Genomic DNA, 20296 nt, shown 5'->3' with positions numbered 1-20296 from the left:
GGATTCCAGGCGCACTCTACAAGAGACATTCCATCCAGGGTCTTGCGGACTTGACCGCTCGCCAGGACCTTACGCAATCTCAGATGAAGGAGTTGGCATGCACTCGGCAACAAGTACGGTATTCGATGGTCCGCTGGAGGTATCACCGTTATTCCCGGGAGGCAGCCTTCCCTTGCTGGTCACGCCGGGGCAAGGCGGGCAGTGGCCGGCTGCCATGCCGGCCATGCTGGCCGCCGCGCAAACCCACCTCGACGAGGCGGGCGGCCTGCTGTTTCGCGGTTTCGGGCTGCACGGCGAGCAGCCGTTCCAGCAATTTGCGCGCGCGTTCGGGCATGAGTTGCTGACCTATGAATTCGGCTCCACGCCCCGTTCCTCGCTGGGCAAGGGCGTGTACACTTCGACCGAGTATCCGGCGCACCAGGTGATTCCCCTGCACTGCGAACAGTCCTATACGCGCCAGTGGCCGATGAAGATCTGGTTCCATTGCATCGTGGCCAGCGCGCAGGACGGCGAGACGCCGATCGCCGACAGCCGGCAGATCTTTGCGCGCCTCGACCCGGCCCTGCGCCGGCATTTCGAGCAAAAACGCCTGATGTACGTGCGCAATTACGGCAATGGCCTGGACTTGCCATGGCAGGATGCGTTCAACACGCATGACCGGGCGGAGGCGGAGCGCTATTGCCGGGCCCAGGACATCGCCTTCGAGTGGAAGGATGATGGCGAACTGCGCACGCGGCAAGTGTGCCAGGCGGTGGCACGGCATCCGCGCACGGGGCAGGATGTGTGGTTCAACCAGGCGCACTTGTTCCATGTGTCGAACCTGGCGCCGGCAGTGCGCGAATCGCTGCTGATGCTGGTCGACAGCGACCTCGATCTGCCGCGCAATGTGTATTACGGCGACGGCTCGCCAATCGAGGAGTCGGCGCTGCAGGAGATTCGCGGCGTCCTCGATGCGTGCACGGTGATGTTCCCGTGGGTCGAGGGCGATGTGCTGATGCTCGATAATATGCTGGCCGCGCACGGCCGTTCGACCTTCAAGGGCGCCCGCAAGATCGTGGTGGCGATGGCGGAGGCGGCGCATGAATGACCTTGCCGCCGGCTGGCCAGCCGGATTTCCCGTCGCCGGACAGGCGCTGAGCCACGGCCAGCGCGCCCTGTGGACGTTCTACAAGATGGCGCCGGGCAGCCCTGCCTACAATATGGCGTTCGGCGCCGAACTGGCCGGTCCCGTCGACGCGGCGCTGCTGCGCCAGGCCTTCCTGCATGCGCAGCAAAGCTATGAAGTGCTCGGCTGCGTGTACGCGGAAGGCGAGGACGGGCCGCGCATGCTGCGCCGCGCGGCGCCAGGCGAGGACTTTGCCGTCGACACCACGCAGGGCCTGGGCGAGGCCGGTGCGCGGGCCTACCTGGCCCGCCAGGCCGACCTGCCATTCGTGCTCGAAGACGATGCGCCCGTGCGCGCGCGCCTGCTGGTCGACCACGACGGCGGTGAACAGCGGTTTTATCTGATGGCGTCCATGCATCATATCGCCGCCGATTTCTCCAGCAGCTTCGTGTTCCTGGAAACGCTGTTCGAGGCCTATGAAACTTTGCGCGCTGGCCAGGCGCTGGTGCTGCGTCCCGATGCGCTGTACCGTGAGTGGCTCGACGAACACAGCGCCATGCTGGCGGGACCGCGGGGACGGCGGCTGGAGCAGTTCTGGCGCGAGCGCCTGGCCGGCGAACCGGGGCCGTTGCAGCTGGCTACCGATTTCCCCCGCGCCGCATCGCCGGCCTTCGAAGGCGCCGAAGTCGAATTCGCGATCGGCGCGGAAGAAGCGCAGCAGCTGCGCCTGCTGGCCGCGGACCAGGGCGTGTCGCTGTATGGCTTGCTGATGGCGGCCTATCTGGCCTTCATGCACCGCTATACGGGAGAGCCCGAATTCCTCATCGGCACGCCGGTGGCGGGCCACAGCGGCGCGCGTTACCGGAATTTGCTGGGTTTTACGCTCAATGCGATACCGCTGCGCGCCGATTGCCGCGCCGATCCGGCCTTCGCCGATTTCCTCGCCGCGTGTTGGCTGCAATTGCGCAGCGCCCTGAAGCACCAGCAATATCCGCTGGCGCTGATGACCGAGCATTGCGCGCCGCTGCAGGATGGCGCGCGCACGCCGCTGTTCCGCCACATGATGACCCTGGTGCCGCTGGGCGCGCGGCCCGCGCTGGGACGCCACGTGGCGCGCGAACTGTTCGCCACCCAGCGCGGCGCGGCCAATGACATGAACTTGCGCTGGCAGGATTCGGGCGCCGGCCTGCTGGGGCAGTGGCGCTATGACACGGGCCTGTTCCACGCCGTCAGCATCGAGCGCATGGTCGAGCACTTCCGCGCGCTGCTGCGCGATATCGTGGCGCACCCGCAAGCGCGCCTGAGCCAGTTGCGGCTGGCACCGCGTTATTTGTCGCAGGCGCAGGGCCAGCCTTTGCCAGCCGATACCGCGCCCACGGCGCTGCAGATGTTCCTGCGGCAGGTGGCGCTGCATCCGCAGCATATGGCGCTCGACGCGCCGGGCGGGCGCCTCAGCTACGCGCAGCTGGACCAGGCCGCGCTGCGCCTGGCCATGCGCCTGCAGGCGGCCGGTGTCGCTGCCGGCGACAGGGTCGCCTTGCTGCTGGCGCGCGATACGCCGCTGATCGTCGCCATGCTGGCCGCCTGGCGCGCGGGCGCCGCCTACCTGTGCCTGGATAGCGGCTTGCCGGCGCTGCGCCTGCGCCAGATGCTCGACGATGCCGGCATCGCGCTGACGGTCGGCAGCGGCGCGGCGCCCGCGCTGCTCGAAGGGCGCCGCTGGCTCGATGTTGATGCCGTCGATGCCGATGCCGACATTGGCGCGGCATGGCGCGCGCCCTTGTGCCATGCCGAACTGCCGGCCTACATCATCTATACCTCCGGGTCGACGGGCGCGCCCAAGGGCGTGTCGCTCAGCCAGGGTAACCTGGCCGCCTACGTGGCAGGCGTGATGCCGCGCCTGGCCTTGCCGCCGCAGGCCAGCATGAGCGCCCTGTCTTCGCTGACGGCCGACCTGGGCTACACGGCGTGGTTTGGCGCGCTGCTCAGCGGGCGCACCTTGCGCCTGATCGGCGACGCGCACAGCGCCGATCCGGAAGTGCTGGCGGACCTGCTGGAAGCGCAGCCGCTCGATTGCCTGAAGATCGTGCCGTCGCACCTGAAGGCGCTGCTGTCGGCCAGCCGTCCGGAACGGCTGCTGCCCCTGCATTGCCTGGTGCTGGGCGGCGAGGGGCTGGACCCGGCGCTGGTGCGCCGCGTGGGCGAATTGCGTCCCGGCTGCCGCGTGGTCAACCATTACGGCCCCACCGAAACGACGGTCGGTTGTCTGGCGCAGGAGGCGGCCACGGCGCCAACGGGCTTGTCCGCGTACGTGCCGGTAGGCGCGCCACTGGCCGGGCGCGCCGCCTATGTGCTCGACGCGCGCGGCGAGCTGCTGCCGCTGGGCGCCATCGGCGAACTGTATCTGGGCGGTGCCGGCGTGGCGCACGGCTACCTGGGCCGCGCCGGCCTGAGCGCCGAACGCTTCATTCCCGATGCCTTCGGCTTCGTGCCAGGCGCGCGCCTGTACCGCAGCGGCGACAGGGTGCGCATGCTGGACGGCGGCGTGCTGGAGTTCTTCGGCCGCAGCGATGACCAGGTCAAGATCCGCGGCTTCCGCGTCGAACTCGGCGAAGTCGAGGCCTGGCTCAAGGCCCGCGTGGAACTGGCCGATGCGGCCGTGGTGGCGCGTCCGCTGCCGGGCGGCGACGGCTTGCGCCTGCTGGCCAGCGTGGTGGCGCGCGATGGCGCCGCCGCGCAGGCGGGCCTGATCGACACGCTGCGCGCGGCGATGGCGCAAGCGTTGCCGGAAGCGATGGTGCCGGCCCTGTGGCAGGTGCTGGCGCGCCTGCCATTGCTGGCGAACGGCAAGGTTGACCGCAAAGGCTTGCCGGAACCTGCTTTAGCCGCACCGGCGCCGGCAGCCGCAGCGGCCGCGCCGCGCAGCGCCCACGAAAACGTGCTGGCCGAAGTGTGGGCCGAAGTCCTGGGCGGCACGGCGGACGGCGTGTCGCTGCACGACAATTTCTTTGCCAGCGGCGGCGACTCCATCCTCGGCCTGCAAATGATCGCCAGGGCGCGCAAGCGGGGCTTGAAGCTGACGCCGAAAAACCTGTTCGACCATCCCAGCATCGCGCAGCTGGTCACCTGTATTGCCGCACCGGCGCCGGCGCCGTCCGCGCCTGCCGTGCAGCTGGAACATGCCGCGCCGTTTGCACTGGCGGGCCTCGATGCGGCGCAACTGGCGGCCCTGCAGGCGGCGCGTCCTGGCTTGCAGGATGCCTATCCGCTGTCGCTGCTGCAAACGGGCTTGCTGTTCCACAGCCGCCTCGATGCGGAGGAGGGCGGCAGCGGCGTGTATTGCAACCAGCTGGTGCTGGAAGTGAATGGCCCGTTCGCGCCGGACGCCATGCGCGTGGCGTGGCAGCAAGCCATCGACGCGCATGCCATCCTGCGCACGGGTTTTGCGTGGCTGGGGCTGGAACAGCCGCTGCAATGCGTGCAGACCGCCACCACCCTCGACCTGCTGCAACTGGACTGGCAGGCGTTCGACGCAGCAGGGCAGGACGAGGCGCTGCAGGCATTCTGCAGCGCCGACCGCAAGCGCGGCCACGTGCTGGAGCAGGCGCCGCTGATGCGCGTGGCGCTGGTTCGCCTGGCAGCGCAGCGCTGGCTGCTGGTCTGGAGCCGCCATCATTTGATCGTCGATGGCTGGTGCTCGGTGATGCTGCTCGAAGAGGTGCTGGAACGCTACCGCGCCAGCCAGGCTGGCGGCATCCCCGTGCTGCCGCGGCGGCACGCCTACCGCGACTATATCGAGTGGTTGGGACGGCGCGGCGGCGAGGCTGCGGGCCGCGCGTTCTGGCGCGCCCGCATGGCCGGCGTGGAGGGCGCGACGCCCTTGCCGCCGCTGCTGCCGGCGTCCAGGTCCAATGGCGTGCACCAGACCCTGGCGCTGCACTTTGGCGCGGAAAAAGCCGAGCGGCTGCGGCAGCTGGCGCGCAGCAGCCAGGTGACCCTGAATACCGTGATGCAGGCCGCGTGGGCCATGCTGCTGGCGCGCTACAGTGGTCAGCAGGACGTGATTTTCGGCGTGACCTCGGCCGGCCGCCCGGCGGATTTGCCCGGTGCGCAGGACATGCTGGGCGTCTTCATCAACACCCTGCCGCTGCGCCTGCAGCCACGCGGCGTGCTGGCGCTCGGTGAATTCCTGCGTGCCGTGCAGCAGGAAAATGTCGAGATCCGCGAATACGAACAAAGTCCGCTGGTCGAGATCCAGAAGCAGGCGGGCCATGGCGGCGCGCTGTTCGATACCCTGATGGTCTTCCAGAACCTGCCGATGGCGCAGGGCCGGCGCTGGAGCTGCGCCACGCCGCAAGGCCCGCTGCAGCTGCACCAGCGCGACAATCACGAGCAAAGCAGCTATGGGCTGACCATCGAGGTGATGCCGGACCAGCACATCGACGTGCTGTTCAGCGCTGATGCGGGACGCCTGCCCGAAGCGCAGCTCAAGGCGCTGATGCGGCACTACCAGCAACTGGTGGAAGCGCTGGCGCAGGCGGCGGGCAGCGAGGTGCTGGCCGCGCTGCCCATGCTGTCCGCTGCGCAGGCGCACGACCTGTTGGAGCAGGGCCGCAACGAAGGAGGGCCTTGGCGCGACGAAGCCGTGCACGCGCAGTTCGAGCTGCAGGCCGTGCTGCACCCGGATGCGCTGGCGCTGCTGTACCAGGACGAGGCGCTCACTTACCGCGCGCTGAATCTGCGCGCCAACCGCCTCGCGCACGCGCTGCTGGCGCGGGGTGCGGGGCCGGAAGTACGCGTCGGCATCGCCGTCGAGCGCTCGGTCGACATGCTGGCCGGCTTGCTGGCCATCCTCAAGACGGGCGCCGCCTACGTGCCGCTCGATCCCGGCTATCCGGCCGAACGCCTGGCCTACATGATCGCCGACAGCGGCATGGCGCTGCTGCTGACGCAGGCGTCCGTGCTGCCTCGGCTGGCGCTGCCGGCGGGACTGCCGGTGCAACTGGTGGAACAGCCATCCGCGCTGGAGCACGATCCCGGCCACGCGCCGCTGCCGCAGCAGCTGGCCTACGTGATCTACACGTCCGGTTCGACGGGCAAACCGAAGGGCGTGGGCATCGCGCATCAGGCGTTAAGCCGGCATGCGCAAGTGTCCGTCGGCTTCTTTGGCTTGACGGCGCAGGACCGCGTGCTGCAGTTTTCGACCCTGAACTTCGACGGCTTCGTCGAACAGGCCTGGCCGACCCTGTGCGTGGGCGCGGCGCTGGTCTTGCGCGGCCCGGAGCTGTGGGACAGCGAGACGTTTTACCAGGCGCTGCACCGCTACCGCATCAGCGTGGCCGATTTGACGACGGCCTACTGGTCGCTGCTGGCGCAGGATTTTGCCCAGCAAGGCCCGCGCGACTACGGCGCGCTGCGCCAGGTGCACGCGGGCGGCGAGGCGATGCCGCCGGAAGCGCTGCAGGCGTGGCGCCAGGCGGGCATGCGCCACATCCGCCTGCTCAATACGTATGGGCCGACGGAAGCGGCGGTGACGGCGGCCACGCTTGACTGCGCGCCCTACCTCGATGGCGCGGCGCCGGCGCAGATGCCGATCGGCCTGCCGCTGGCGGGGCGCGCGCTGCAGGTGCTGGATGCGGACCTGGCATTGACGCCGCCCGGCGCGGCCGGTGAACTGTGCATCGGCGGCGCCTTGCTGGCGCGTGGCTATCTTGGCCGTCCTGCGCTGACGGCCGAACGTTTCGTGCCGGACCCGCATGGCGCGCCCGGTGCGCGCTTGTACCGCACGGGTGACCTGGTGCGCTGGCGCGGCGGGCAGCTCGATTACCTGGGACGCATCGACCACCAGATCAAGATCCGCGGCTTCCGCGTGGAGCTGGGCGAGATCGAGGCGCAGCTGCTGGCGCAGCCTGGTGTGCGCGAAGCGGTGGTGGTGGCGCAGGACGGCGTCGCCGGCGCGCGCCTGGTGGCGTATGTGAGTCCGGCGCAGGTGTCGGTGGAGGCTTTGCGCGTGGCCCTGGCGGCGGCGCTGCCCGACTACATGCTGCCGGCGGCCATCGTGGCCCTGGCGCGATTGCCACTGAGCCCGGCAGGCAAGGTGGAGCGCAGCGCGCTGCCGGCGCCGGTGCTGGAAAGCGCGGCGTACGCGCCGCCGCAGGGCGAGCTGGAACAGGCGCTGGCGGCCATCTGGAGCGTCTTGCTGGGCGTGTCGCGCGTGGGGCGCGAGGATAACTTCTTTGCGCTGGGCGGGCATTCGCTGCTGGCCACACGGCTGGTGTCGCGCCTGCGCGGCACGCTGCAATGCGAGCTGCCGCTGCGCACCGTGTTTGCCACGCCCACGCTGGCGGCGCTGGCGGCCGCCATCGGCGTGCACCGCGAGGAGGGGCTGCATGCCGAGGCACTGCCTGCGCTGCTGCCCTTGCCGCGCAGCGGCGCGCCGATGGCGCTATCGCTGGCGCAGCAGCGTTTGTGGCTGGTCGAACGCCTGGCCGCGACGGCGTCCGCCACCTATAACATGGGCGCCACGGTGCGCCTGACTGGGCCGCTGCAGGTGCCGGCCTTGCAGGCGGCGCTGAACTGGCTGGTGGCGCGCCATGAAAACCTGCGCAGCCGCTATCCGGAGCAGGACGGCGATCCGCAGGTGGAGATCGCCGCGCAGCTGCAGCTGGACTTGCCCGTCACCGACCTGCGCCACTTGCCGCTGGCCACCCGCGAGGCGGCGGCCGCCGAAGCCGTCCGCGCCGACGCGCGCCTGCCTTTCGACCTGGTGCACGGACCCGTGCTGCGCGCCAGCCTGCTGCGCATGGAGGATGAGCAGTACCTGCTGCTGTTCGCCATGCATCATATGGTGGCCGATGGCTGGTCGGTCGGCATCCTGGCCGACGAGCTGGCCCATGGCTATGCCGCGCACTGCCTGGGCGAGGCGCCACGGCTACCCGCACTGCCGCTGCAGTATGCCGATTACGCGGCCTGGCAGCGCGCCGTGCTCGATGGCCCGGCGGGCCGCAGGCAGGCGGCGTTCTGGCGCGAGGCGCTGGCCGGCGCGCCCGTGCTGCTGCCATTGCCGCTGGACTTCCCGCGCGCGCCTGTAGCGAGTCACGCCGGCGCCGAGCTGCGCTTCGTCCTGCCCGCCGCGCTGGTGGCCAGGGTAGAGGCGCTGGCCAGACAGCAGCAGGCGACGCCCTTCATGGTATTGCTGGCCAGCTTCCAGTGGCTGCTGCACCGCCTGACCCTGGCCGACGATATCGTCATCGGCACGGACGTGGCCGGACGGCGCCACAGCGACCTGGAAGGCTTGATCGGCTTCTTTGTCAATGTGCTGCCGCTGCGTTCGCGCATCGCGGCCGGCGACGATTTCAACGCGCTGCTGGCGCAAGCCAGGCGCACCACGCTCGATGCGTTCGAACACCAGGAGCTGCCGTTCGACCGCATCGTCGAGGCGGCAGGCACGCCGCGCGACCGGCGCTGGAATCCGCTGGTGCAGCTGCTGTTCGTGCTGCAGAACACGCCGGCCGGCCAGCTGGCGATGCCCGGCATCGACGCGGTCATCGTGCCATCGCTTGAACGCTCCTCGAAGTTCGACATGGCGCTTTTCCTGGAACCGCGCGCCGATGGCGCGCTGGCCGCCGAATGGGTGTATGCCAGCGCGCTGTTCCGGCCCGACAGCGTGGCGCGCCTGGCCGACGCCTGGCTGGACTTGCTCGACCGGGCGCTTGCCGCGCCTGCCACCCCTTTGATCCATTTCAGCGTACCCGCACACAAGGACATCATGGATAGCACACCCGTAACGCCATTCGCGGCCGGCAAGCTCGACGGCCTGAAGAAGAAAATGCCGCTGGCCGGCGCCAGGCCCGCGCCGCGCGCCGCCATCCGCCAGGGGCCGCTGCAGGCCGGCCGCGATTTTCCGCAACTGATCGAGCCGGCCAGCGACGACCTCGATCCCGTCGCCTGGGCGCGCGGCCAGCGCGAGTTCATCGACGCCACCTTGCGCCGGCACGGCGGCATCGTCTTCCGTGGGTTCGGCTTGCGCACGGCGCAGGAATTCGAGTCCTTTGCCGAAGCCATCGACGCGCAGCTGTATGGCGAATACGCGGACTTGCCGAAAAAGGAGGGCGGCAAGAAGACCTACCGTTCGACGCCGTATCCGGAACAGCAGATGATATTGTTCCACAACGAGAGCGCCCACCTTGACCGCTGGCCGCGCAAGCAGTGGTTCTTCTGCGAGCTGCCGTCGCCCGTGGGCGGCGCCACGCCCATCGTCGATTGCCGCGAAATGCTGCGCCGCCTGCCGGCCGAGGTGGCCGAGACGTTCGAGCGCAAGCAGCTGATGTACGTGCGCACGTTTACCGACAAGTTCGACGTGTCATGGCGCGATTTCTACCGCACCGACGACCGCGCCGAAGTCGAGGCGCGCTGCGCTGCCGCCGGCATCGAATGCCGCTGGCTGGAAAACGACACGCTGCAGACGCGCACCATCTGCCCGGCCGTGATCCGCCACCCGATGACGGGCGAGCGCAGTTTCTTCAACCAGGTGCAGCTGCACCATATCTATTTCCTCGAACCCGAGGTGCGCGAGGACTTGCTGGCGATGGTGGGCATCGAGCGCATGCCGCGCCACGTGTATTACGGCGATGGCACGCCGATCGGCGATGACGTCATGCGCCTGGTCGGCGAATTGTACGAGGCGTGCGCCGTGCGCTTCGCGTGGCAGCAGGGCGACGTCGTCATGCTCGACAATATGCTGGCGGCGCACGCGCGCGATCCGTTCCAGGGGCCGCGCAAGATCGTCGTGGCGATGAGCGAATTGCTGGGACGCGCGCAACTGGCGCAAGGCGGTGCGGCATGAGCGCGCCGGACGCCATCGCGCTGAGCGCCGAACAGCGCGCCGTGCCGCCCGATGCAGCCATGCTGCAGCTGACGGTGGATATCGCCGGCCAGCCCGATATGGCGCGCCTGCGCGTGGCGGCAGATACGCTGGCGGCGCGCCACACGCAGTTGCGCGCCCAGTTTGGCGCCGTCGACGGCTACCGCGGCCTGCGCCAGTGGATCGTGCCGCCGGAGGCGGTGGACCAGGCGCTGCAGATCCACGCGACGCCGCAAGGCTGCCAGCTGGTACTGCGCCTGCCGGCCCTGGCGGCGGACCGGCGCAGCATGGAAATCCTGTACCGCGACCTGCTGCGCCTGTATGACGGCGCGGCGCTGGACGAACCGTTGCAGTACGCCGAATTCGTGGAATGGCGGCGCGACATCGAGCAGGGCGACGATGGCCAGGCCGGGCGCGCCTACTGGGCCAATGTGGGCCGGCAGGCGCCGGTGCGCCTGGCCTATCGCGATGGCGCCGCGGCAGGAGCGCAGCGTGCGGTGCAAGCGCGCGAGCTGCCCGCGCCGGTGGCGGCCAGCCTGGGCCGGCTGGCCGATGCTTTCGGTGTGCTGCCGGTGGCGCTGTTGCAGGCTGCGTGGTGGGCGCTGCTGGCCCGCATCCAGGGGCATGGCAGTTTCAGCGCCGGCTGGCAGCACGACTGCCGCCGTGACTATGCGGTGATGGATGGCGCCGTCGGCGTCTTTGAAAAGATCCTGCCGCTCGATATCGGCCTGTCGCTCGACGAGCCGTTCGGCGACTGGCTCTCGCGCTGCGCCGCCATGCTGGAGCAGCACGTGCAGGCGCAGGAATTCGCGCCCGTGGCGGCGCCCCATGGCGATGCGCATTTCAGCGCGGGCTTTGCCGTGGGCGAGTTGCCGGCCGGCGCGCAGGTGGGGGACGTCACATTTGCCTGCGGCCCGTTGCCGGCCAGCGCGGACGTCTTTGAGCTGGCGCTGCTGGTCGAGCTGGACCCGGCCGGCGCGGCGCGGCGTCTGAGCGTGCGTCATGCGCCGTGCTATGGCGCGGCGGCTGCCAGCCGGCTGCTGGAGCAGCTGGCCACCTTGCTGGCGGCGCTGGAGGAGGGCGCCGCAGAGGCCATTTCCGCCTTGCCGCTGGTGGGTGCTGAGGAACGGGCGGCGCTGCTGGCCCTGAACGGCCCGGCCGTGCGCTATGGTGCGCGCACATTGCCCGAGCGCGTAGGCGATTGGGCGCGCCAGACGCCGGGTGCACCGGCGCTGCAGGCGCGCGGCATGCAGCTCGACTATGCGCAGCTGGACGAACGCGTCAACCGCCTGGCGCACTGGCTGCGCGCGCAGGGCGTGGGCAGCGACAGCATCGTGGCGCTGGCCCTGCCGCGCAGCGGCGACCTGGTGGTGGCGCTGCTGGCCGTGCTGCGCGCCGGCGGCGCCTACCTGCCGCTGGAACCGGAGTGGCCTGCCGCGCGCACCGCGGGGATCCTCGCTGACGCCAGGCCGGTGCTACTGCTGACACCCAATGAGGAAGGTCGGCGCGGCGGCGTGCGCTGCGTATCCCTGGCCGCCATCGCGCCGCAGTTGCAAGCGTGGCCGGCGACGGCGCCGGAACAGCCGCCCGACGCGGCGCAGGCAGCGTACGTGCTGTACACCTCCGGCTCGACGGGCACGCCGAAAGGGGTGGTGGTGGAACACCGCCACCTGCTCAATTATGCGCTGGCGGCCAGCGAGCAGCTGGGCCTGGACGGCGCGCGGCGCTTTGCGCTCAGTTCCGCGCTGGCGGCGGACCTGGGCAATACGGCGCTGTTCGGCGCGCTGCTGCATGGCGCCTGCCTGGTGGTGGCCGATGCGCAGGACATGGAGTCGCCGGCCGCGTTTGCGCGCTTCATCCGCGATGGCCGCATCGATTGCCTGAAGATCGTGCCATCGCACCTGGACGCGCTGCTCGACGAGCACGATGCGGCGCTGCCGGCCACCATTGTGCTGGGCGGCGAGGCCGCGCCGCGCCGGCTGCTGCAGCGCATCCATGCGCTGGCGCCAGCCAGTCGGGTCTTCAACCATTACGGTCCCACCGAGACTACCATCGGCGTCATGACGCACGCGCCGGACCTCGCCGCGCCGCTGCCGGCCGTGCTGCCGCTGACGCGCGTGCTGAGCAACTGCCGCGTGCTGGTGCTCGACAGCCATGGCGCGCTGGCCGCCACCGGCTCGCTGGGGGAGCTGCATGTGGGCGGCGCGCAGCTGTGCCGCAGCTACCTGAACCGGCCCGGCGCGCTGTTCGTGGACGATCCGCTGCTGGCGGGCGAAAAACTCTACCGCACCGGCGACCTGGCGCGTTATTTACCCGATGGCGGGCTGGAACTGGCGGGACGCGCCGACCATCAGCTCAAGCTGCGAGGTTTCCGCGTCGAGCCGGGCGAAGTCGAAGCGGCTCTGCTGGCCCTGCCCGGCGTGCGCCAGGCCGTGGTCGCGCCGCGTGGCGAGGATCACCAGCGCCACCTGGTGGCCTGGGTGGTGGCGCACGAGGGCCAGCAAGGGCAGGAAGAGGCCTGGCATGCGGCCCTGCGCGCCTGCCTGCCCGAGGTGATGCTGCCGGCCGCCATCGTGCTGCTGCCGCAGCTCCCGCGCCTGGGCAATGGCAAGGTCGACCTGCGCGCGCTGCCCGATCCACGTCCCCGCCAGGCGGCACAGGGGACGCGCACCGAACCCGCGACGGCCCTGGAATGGCTGCTGGCGCACCTGATGGGCGAGGTGCTGGAGCAGGAAACGCCGGGCGCGGATGATGACTTCTTTGCGCTGGGCGGACATTCGCTGCTGGTGATCAAGCTGGTGGGACGCATCCGCAAGGCGCTGCAGCTGGAATTCGCCCCTGGCCTGGTGTTTGACCACGCCACGCCGGCGGCGCTGGCGCGCGCCTTGTCGGCGCTCGCGAACGAGGCCGGCCGCCTGGAGCAGGTGGCGGGGCTGCGGCGCCAGCTGGCCGGCATGACGCCGGAAGCGCGCGCGGCGCTGCGCCAGGGGGCGCCGGCCTAGTGTTTTTTAGGCGAGCTTGCGTTGCGCCGCCTGGCGCTGGCGACAGTCGAGCGGGCAGTCGGCGCAGAAATCGAGCCGCAGCCGGTAGCGCAAACAGCACAGCTGGCGCTGGCGCACGTTCGCCACCAGGCGCGTGGGCTGGTGCAGGGGGTTGGCCAGCTGGTCCGGCCATTGCGCCGTGGCACACAGGAAGTGCAGGTCGGCGGCGATGCGCGGCTGCGCCCCCATCAGCAACTGGCATTGCAGCAGCGTTTCCTCGGCGATCACGGCGGCATTGTTCCACAGCAGGCGCGGCGCCAGGCGGTATTGCGTGGCCAGCGCGTCCACCACCAGCTCCAAGTGGTTGCGCACCAGCGGTTGCAGGCGCGCGGCGCTATCGAGCGCGGGATGCGCCGCACCGGCGTCTTCCAGCACGAAGCGCAGCGGCGCGCCATCGGTATCGGCCAGGAAACGCACGCGGCCAGGGGCGAGCGGGAAGCACCAGCCGCAGGCGGCCGACGCCGCCAGCACGGGCACGAGCAGTGCGTTGAAATACAGCTTGGACCAGGTCGACGCCAGCGCCTTGGGATGGGCGCCGGGAAAGCGCAGGGCAAACAGGGCCAGCGCCGCCGCCAGCTGCGGACCGTCGAGGAAGGCCTCGAGCGCGGTGCCGACGGGGGCGCTGGTATCTGCTACGGCCAGCGCCGCGCCATAGGCGGCCAGCTCGCCATGAAACAGCTGGGGCAGGGGGCCTATCAGGCAATGCTGCGGACTTGGGGCTTGCTGGGGCAGGGACATGGTCATCGATTCTTCGTGGCACGGCACGTATAAATAAATACATGCTTTGGTTGCGGTAATAACAATTCTCATCTATTATCAGTTAAATGTAAATGTGAAGCATTCTCATTTGTATTTCTATTCTCATTAACGTCAACTGTAACTGATTCGGCACTACTTCTCTCATTGATGTCCTTCTGATTTCGAGGCTGTTTGCATGAACGTTTTCCTGTCCCTGATCCGGCGCTTCCGCGTGTTGCTGCTGCTTACTTCCCTGGCCAGCGTGTGCAGCGCGCTGGCTGGCATCGGCCTGATCAGTGCGATCAACCAGCGCATCGCCGCACCGGCCGCGCCTGGCGCGCATTGGGCCCTCGTCTTTGGCGCCTTGTTGCTGGTGCTGTTCGTCTGCGGCTTCGCGTCCCAGGCCCTGCTGACGGCGCTCGGCCACCGGGTGGTGTATGAAATGCGCCTGGTGATGCTCAAGCGCGTGCTCGATACGGGCATCGAACGCCTCGAACAGATCGGCGCGGCGGCCCTGTATGCGGCGCTGACCAAGGACGTGGCGGCCATCGGCATGGCCTTCAACCGCTTGCCCTTCGTGCTGTACAACGGCGTGCTGGTGCTGGGCGGCTTCGCCTACCTGGCCTGGCTGTCGTGGCAGCTGTTCCTGCTGACGATCGTCGCCGTGGGCGGCGGCGCCCTCTTTGCGCAAGTCATGATGCTGCGCATGCGCGCGCTGATGAAGCAGGTGCGCGAGACGGACGACGCGATCTTTGCCGGCTACGAAGGCGCCATCGAAGGGCGCTGCGAGCTGGCCCTGAACGCCACGCGCAAGCAGCTGTTTTTCGAGCAGGACTTCACGCCGGCCGCCGAACGGGCGCGCCAGCTGGAAGTGCGCGCCGATCGCTACTGGATTTTCAGCCTGAACTGGGGCGCCGTGCTGATCCTCGGCCTGGCCGGGCTGATGTTCATCGCCGGCGACTATTTCGCCGTGCCGGCGCAGGCCGTGGTGGCCTTCGTGCTGGTGCTGATGTTCCTGCGCATGCCATTGAACGACCTGGTCGAAGGCTTGCCGATGCTGTTGTCGGGCAGCGTGGCGCTGGAAAAGATCGACAGCCTGGCGCTCGAGGCGCATCGCGCCGGCTTCGACGTGCAGCCTGCCGCCGCGCCGGTGGCGCCGGGCCTGCCGCTGCTGGTCCTGGAGAACGTGCAATACCAGTATCCGCATGCCAGCGATGAATACGGCTTCCGTCTGGGTCCCGTCAACCTGCAACTGACGTCAGGCGAAATCGTCTTCATCGTTGGCGGCAATGGCAGCGGAAAGTCGACGCTGGCGCGCATCCTGACGGGCCTGTACCAGCCGTCCGCCGGGCGCATCGAGCTGCTTGGCACGCCGGTCGGCGGCGCCAACAGTGCCTGGTACCGCAGCCATTTTTCCACCGTTTTTTCGAATTTCCACCTGTTCCAGGGACTGGTCGGGCCGCTGGGTACGTTCGATCCGGCGCTGGCGCAAGCCTTTTTGCAGCGCTTGCGCCTGGAGCGCAAGGTCACGCTGCACGCTGGCCGCCTGTCCACCGTGCGCCTGTCGCAGGGGCAGCGCAAGCGCCTGGCGCTGCTGATGGCGCATGTGGAGCAGCGCCCCATCCTGCTGCTCGACGAATGGGCGGCGGACCAGGACCCGCCATTCCGCGACTTCTTTTACCGCGAGCTGCTGCCCGAGCTGCGCCGTGGTGGCAAGACCATCATCGCCATCAGCCATGACGACCGCTATTTCGGCGTGGCCGACCGCGTGCTGCGCTGCGACGGCGGCGTGCTGCAGCCGCTGGCCGTGGCGCGCGGCGTGCGCGATAGCGCGGCGGACCTGAGCGCGGCCTGACGCGGCCCCTGCTTCTTATCTATTACCTGTCAGCTGCACCCCATTCGCGATTCAGAACGAGGATACCAACATGGCCGAGAACGTACAGCATCACCCGAGGGAATTTGTCACGCAGCGTGCCGGGGCGGCGGCCCTGTACACCGCCGTCGATGGCGCGCAATTGATCGTCACGCTGGACGGCGTGGCCGTGCAGCGCTGGCAGATGGCCGGTGCCCCGGCAGGGCTGCAGCTGACCTTGCAGTCCGGCGGCGAGGGCGCGCTGGCGCGCGATGCGGCATTGGCTGCCTGTGAAACGGCGTTCGCGCTGTATCCGGGCGAAGCGGGCCTGCAACTGGCGGGGGCGCCACCCGCGCTGGCTGCGCAATTGCTGCAGGGCGCGGCATTGGACGCGGGCGCGGGCCTGCTGCAGCTGCCTGCCCAGCGCTTCTGGCAAGAGTCGGGCGTCTGGCTGACACGGCCAGGCAGCGGCGCCTACCCCTTGCAATACGTCATGAGCCACGGCCAGCGCCACCCGCTGCGCGCGCCCAAGCCGTCCGGCCAGGTGTATGCGCGCCACATTCCCTGGCTGAACCAGGTACTGTCGCTGCGCACCGTCGATATCGACGGCGACCTGGCCACTTTTAACCGCTGGATGAACGATCCGCGCGTGGCCCACTTCTGGCAGGAGGAGGGCGACCTGGCCAGGCACCGTGCCTACCTGGAGCAATTGCAGGCGGATCCGCACATGCTGCCGCTGATCGGCTGCGCCGACGGCAGGCCGTTCGGCTATTTCGAGGTGTACTGGGCCAAGGAAAACCGCATCGGCCCGTATTGCGAGGCGGCCGATTTCGACCGTGGCTGGCATGTGCTGATCGGCGAGGAAGACGTGCGCGGCCGCCCCTGGGTGACGGCCTGGCTGCCGTCGCTGATGCACTACATCTTCCTTGACGACGTGCGCACGCAGCGCATCGTCGGCGAACCGCGCGCCGACCATCACCAGCAGATCAATAACCTGGACCGCAACGGCTTTGCCAAGATCAAGGAGTTCGATTTTCCGCACAAGCGGGCCATGCTGGTGACGCTGCTGCGCGAGCGCTTCTTCGGTGAGCGGCGCCTGGTGCCGCCTGGCGTGGCGGAGCATGAACTGAGCTATTTCAACCACCTTGCCACGCGAAGCGAGTGACCATGCAAGCCAATTACCTCGTGCATGACCTGATCGGCATCGGCTTCGGCCCGTCCAACCTGGCATTGGCCATCGCCTTGCGCGAGGCGGCCCCCTCCGATGGCGCGCTCGACGCCTGCTTCATCGAGCAGAAGCCCGACTTCGTCTGGCATGGCGACATGCTGCTCGACGACAGCCGCATGCAGATCTCGTTCCTGAAGGACCTGGTCACCCTGCGCAATCCGGCCAGCCCCTATACCTTCATCAATTACCTGCAGCAGCACGGCCGCCTGCAGGATTTCATCAACCTGAAGACCTTCTATCCCAGCCGCCACGAATTCAACGACTACCTGCGCTGGGCGGCCGGGCGATTCGCGGCCGATTGCCATTATGGCGAAGAAGTGGTGGCGGTCGAGCCGGTGCTGCATGACGGCGTGCTCGATCACCTGTGCGTGCGTTCGCGCCTGCATGGCGGCGCCGAGCGCCTGCGCCATGCGCGCAACGTGGTCCTCAGCGTGGGCGGCGCGCCGCACATCCCGCCGCTGTTCGCCGCCTGGCGCGACGACGCGCGCGTGTTTCACTCCTCGCGCTATCTGGCGGGGCTGGCCGCCTTGCCCCAGCCGCGCCGCGTGGCCGTGGTCGGCGCGGGGCAAAGCGCGGCCGAGATCTTTCTCGACCTGCAGGCGCGCGGCCCCGGCATGCAGGTCGACCTGATCGCGCGCAACGCGGTGCTGCGCCCGGCCGACGACAGTGCCTTCGTCAACCAGATCTTCAATCCCGAATATACGGACTATGTCTACCAGCGCGGTTCCGACGCGCGGCGCAGCCTGATCGATGAGCTGAGCAATACCAACTACGCGGTGGTCGACACGGGCCTCATCGAACGCATCTACGACCTGCTGTACCAGCAGAAGGTGCGCGGCAGCGAACGCCACCGCGTGCTGTTCGAGCATGAAGTGGCCAGCCTGCGCAGCGGCGACGATGGAAGCTTGCTGGCGGAATTGCGCCAGGTCGACGGCGGCCCCTCCGGCACTTGCCGCTACGACGCCGTGGTGCTGGCCACCGGCTACCAGCGACAGACCCACCGGCGCCTGCTGGCGCCACTGGCGCAGTGGTTCGACGTCGGCGACGTGGCGCGCGACTACCGGCTGCGCGGGCCGCAGGACTGCGCTGCGGGCATCTTCCTGCAAGGCTGCTGCGAAGACACGCACGGCTTGAGCGACACCTTGCTGTCCGTGCTGGCGATCCGCTCGCAGGAGATCGCCGACGCCATGCTGGAGCAGCGCCGCCAGTGGGGCCGGCCCGCCGCCGATGCCTTCAGTCGCAGGGAAAGCGCGCACGCCTGGTGAAATCCTATTTTTCATGCATGTTTCGAGGAGATGTTGATGTCCGTAGTTAAAAAAAGAGGCGCCCGGCGCATGGCGCTGTTGTCCGCATTCTCGGCCCTCTCGGCCGCTGGCGCCGCGTGGGGGCAACAGGATGAGGTGACCTTGAAGGAAGTGGTGGTGAGCGGCAGCGCCGACGAGCAAAGCGGCAATCCGCGCTTGCGCATCGGCTCCAAGCTGCCGCTGGCGATGCGCGAAATTGCGCAATCGGTCAGCGTGGTCACGCGCGACCAGATCGAGCAGCAGAACCTGGTCAATCTGTCCGACGCGCTGCGCCGCACGCCAGGCGTGACGGTGGAAAACAAGGATGCCAACCGGGCCATCTTTTACTCGCGCGGCTATGAAATCAATTCGGTGCAGCTTGACGGCGTACCCACTACCTACGATTTTCGCGTCAGCGCCTCGTCCGACCTGGCCCTGTTCGAGCGCGTCGAAGTGCTCAAGGGGCCGGCCGCGCTGTATGCCGGCACCAGCGGCACGGGCGGCAGCATCAACCTGGTGCGCAAGCGCCCGACCAGCGAACTGCGCGCCACGGCGGAGCTGAGCCTGGGTTCCTGGAACAAGCGCCGCGCCGAATTCGACGTCGGTTCCGCGCTGAACGCGGAAGGCACCTTGCGCGGCCGCGTCGTCGGCGTGGTGCAGGACAAGGACTTTTTCTACGATGACGCGCATGAGCGCAGCCACACGCTGTACGGCGTGGCCGACTATGCCTTCAGCCCGGCCACGCGTCTGACCGTGGGCGCCAGCACGCAATACGTGCGCGCCGCCGAACAGCCGTGGAATTATCCCGCCATGCTCGACCTGTCAAGCGGCAAGCCCGTGCTGTCGCTGCCCAGGATCCCGCGCAGGACGAATATCGGCGCCAATTTCAACCTGGATCAGTACCGCACCACCAACGCCTTTGCTGAACTCGAACACAAGATGGCCAATGGCTGGAGCGGGCGCCTGTCCGCCAACTGGCAGGAAAGCGGCCTCGATCGCATCCAGGCCTATCCGTGGAATCCGATCGATCCGGCGGACAACCTGGTGCAGCTGTACGTGGGCGGCGGCAAGGACCGCCAGCGCCAGTCCGGCCTCGACGTGAACGCCGGCGGGCCGTTTTCGCTGTTCGGCCGCCGCCACCAACTGCTGGTGGGCGCCAACTACAGCAAGATGCGCTTTGCTTCACCGTATTACCGGGGCGAATTCGACGAGAAAGTGGATATCTTCCGGCCGCGCCATGACTTCCCCCGCCCGGACTTCCTGCCGCTGGGGGAAGGGCAGAACCTGCGTTCGGAACAGTATGGCGTCTACACGAATGCGCGTTTCAGCCTCACCGATCCGCTGACCCTGGTGCTGGGCGCGCGCGCATCGTGGTGGAAGGGCCGCACGCAGGACTACACGCCGGACAGCTCGGTGGAAAGCCGCAACGAGGCGACGGGCAAGATCTCGCCGCAACTGGGCCTGATCTATGACCTGAGCCGCGACTACTCGCTGTATGCCAGCTATGTCGACGTATTCCAGCCGCAGGCCTTCGCCGGGCGCGATGGCACGCCGCTCAATCCACTGAAGGGCAAGCAGTATGAGCTGGGCATCAAGGGCGAGAGCGCCGACCGCGCGCTGAGCGGCTCGCTGGCGCTGTTCCGCGTCAGCGAAAACGGCCGCGCCCAGTCCGTGCTGGTGCCGGACGGCGTCGACTACTACATCGCCCGCGGCAAGACGCGCAACCAGGGCCTCGAAGCCCAGGTCAACGGGCGCCTGCTGCCAGGCTGGGATGTGTATGGCGGCTACACCTATATCAACTCGCAGGAACTGGAAAGCCTGGACGGACTCGATTCGAGCGCCTTTTCCGCCATCGCGCCGCGCCACATGCTGCGCCTTGGCAGCAACTATGCGTTTGCCGGCGACTGGAAGCGCTTCAGCCTTGGCGGCGGCGTGACGGCCGTCAGCCGCTTCTACAACAGCATCGCGGTGCTGGGCGGCGCTCAGCTGGCGCAGGGCGGCTATGCCACCGTCGATGCGCATGCCGCCTGGGCCGTCAGCGAGCGCGCCACCCTGGCGGTCAATGTCAGCAACCTGTTCGACCGTCATTACTACCAGCGCATCAATACGCCGCAAAACGGCAACGTGATCGGCGAACCGCGCGCGCTGGCGCTGACCTTGCGCCTGAAGCTGTAAGCCCCTGACGG

Annotated in this window: 8 protein-coding genes; 7 read left to right on the top strand and 1 reads right to left on the bottom strand. The window is 68.7% G+C overall.

What is annotated here, in order from left to right:
* Positions 1–97 precede the first annotated feature (97 nt).
* Genes AC3IQ7_RS18930 through AC3IQ7_RS18920 form a run of 3 tightly spaced genes read left to right on the top strand, consistent with a single transcriptional unit; the run spans position 98 to position 12970 of the window.
* The gene (locus AC3IQ7_RS18930; protein ID WP_489207012.1) at positions 98–1087 is read left to right on the top strand and encodes a TauD/TfdA family dioxygenase; all 990 of its coding nucleotides are present in this window, start codon (positions 98–100) and stop codon (positions 1085–1087) included.
* The gene (locus AC3IQ7_RS18925; protein ID WP_489207011.1) at positions 1080–9950 is read left to right on the top strand and encodes an amino acid adenylation domain-containing protein; all 8871 of its coding nucleotides are present in this window, start codon (positions 1080–1082) and stop codon (positions 9948–9950) included. Before AC3IQ7_RS18930 ends, AC3IQ7_RS18925 begins: the two co-directional genes overlap by 8 nt.
* A complete protein-coding gene (locus AC3IQ7_RS18920; protein ID WP_489207010.1) occupies positions 9947–12970 on the top strand; it encodes a non-ribosomal peptide synthetase in 3024 nt (1007 codons plus the stop codon). The genes AC3IQ7_RS18925 and AC3IQ7_RS18920 overlap by 4 nt, the downstream gene beginning before the upstream one ends.
* Positions 12971–12976: 6 nt before the next feature.
* On the opposite strand, the gene fhuF is transcribed toward AC3IQ7_RS18920, so the two are convergent.
* Entirely contained in the window at positions 12977–13753 is a 777-nt protein-coding gene (gene fhuF, locus AC3IQ7_RS18915; RefSeq protein ID WP_489207009.1) for a siderophore-iron reductase FhuF, read from the bottom strand.
* 190 nt (positions 13754–13943) lie between these two features.
* On the opposite strand from fhuF, the gene AC3IQ7_RS18910 reads away from it, so the two are divergent.
* The 4 genes from AC3IQ7_RS18910 to AC3IQ7_RS18895 all read left to right on the top strand — a co-directional run bounded on the left by AC3IQ7_RS18910 (position 13944) and on the right by AC3IQ7_RS18895 (position 20285).
* Positions 13944–15602, top strand: a complete 1659-nt coding sequence (locus tag AC3IQ7_RS18910; protein ID WP_489207008.1) for a cyclic peptide export ABC transporter — start codon at positions 13944–13946, stop codon at positions 15600–15602.
* A gap of 70 nt (positions 15603–15672) precedes the next feature.
* On the top strand, positions 15673–16764 hold the full coding sequence (locus tag AC3IQ7_RS18905) for a GNAT family N-acetyltransferase (RefSeq protein ID WP_489207007.1): 1092 nt from the start codon (positions 15673–15675) through the stop codon (positions 16762–16764).
* Between the two features lie 2 nt (positions 16765–16766).
* Complete coding sequence (locus tag AC3IQ7_RS18900; protein WP_099380881.1) at positions 16767–18092, top strand: lysine N(6)-hydroxylase/L-ornithine N(5)-oxygenase family protein; 1326 nt, start codon at positions 16767–16769, stop codon at positions 18090–18092.
* Between the two features lie 36 nt (positions 18093–18128).
* Positions 18129–20285 (top strand): TonB-dependent siderophore receptor, encoded by a 2157-nt coding sequence (locus AC3IQ7_RS18895; protein WP_322427853.1) that lies wholly within the window; start codon positions 18129–18131, stop codon positions 20283–20285.
* The last annotated feature ends 11 nt before the right edge of the window (positions 20286–20296 follow it).

Source organism: Janthinobacterium sp. GL_088 (genome assembly GCF_057837845.1).
This window is presented reverse-complemented; position numbering and strand designations above follow the sequence as displayed.

Coding starts and splice junctions, on each gene's coding strand:
- AC3IQ7_RS18905 (WP_489207007.1), top strand. CDS start 15,673: ATGGCCGAGAACGTACAGCATCACCCGAGGGAATTTGTCACGCAGCGT.
- AC3IQ7_RS18925 (WP_489207011.1), top strand. CDS start 1,080: ATGAATGACCTTGCCGCCGGCTGGCCAGCCGGATTTCCCGTCGCCGGA.
- AC3IQ7_RS18920 (WP_489207010.1), top strand. CDS start 9,947: ATGAGCGCGCCGGACGCCATCGCGCTGAGCGCCGAACAGCGCGCCGTG.
- AC3IQ7_RS18900 (WP_099380881.1), top strand. CDS start 16,767: ATGCAAGCCAATTACCTCGTGCATGACCTGATCGGCATCGGCTTCGGC.
- AC3IQ7_RS18910 (WP_489207008.1), top strand. CDS start 13,944: ATGAACGTTTTCCTGTCCCTGATCCGGCGCTTCCGCGTGTTGCTGCTG.
- AC3IQ7_RS18930 (WP_489207012.1), top strand. CDS start 98: ATGCACTCGGCAACAAGTACGGTATTCGATGGTCCGCTGGAGGTATCA.
- AC3IQ7_RS18895 (WP_322427853.1), top strand. CDS start 18,129: ATGTCCGTAGTTAAAAAAAGAGGCGCCCGGCGCATGGCGCTGTTGTCC.
- fhuF (WP_489207009.1), bottom strand. CDS start 13,753: ATGACCATGTCCCTGCCCCAGCAAGCCCCAAGTCCGCAGCATTGCCTG.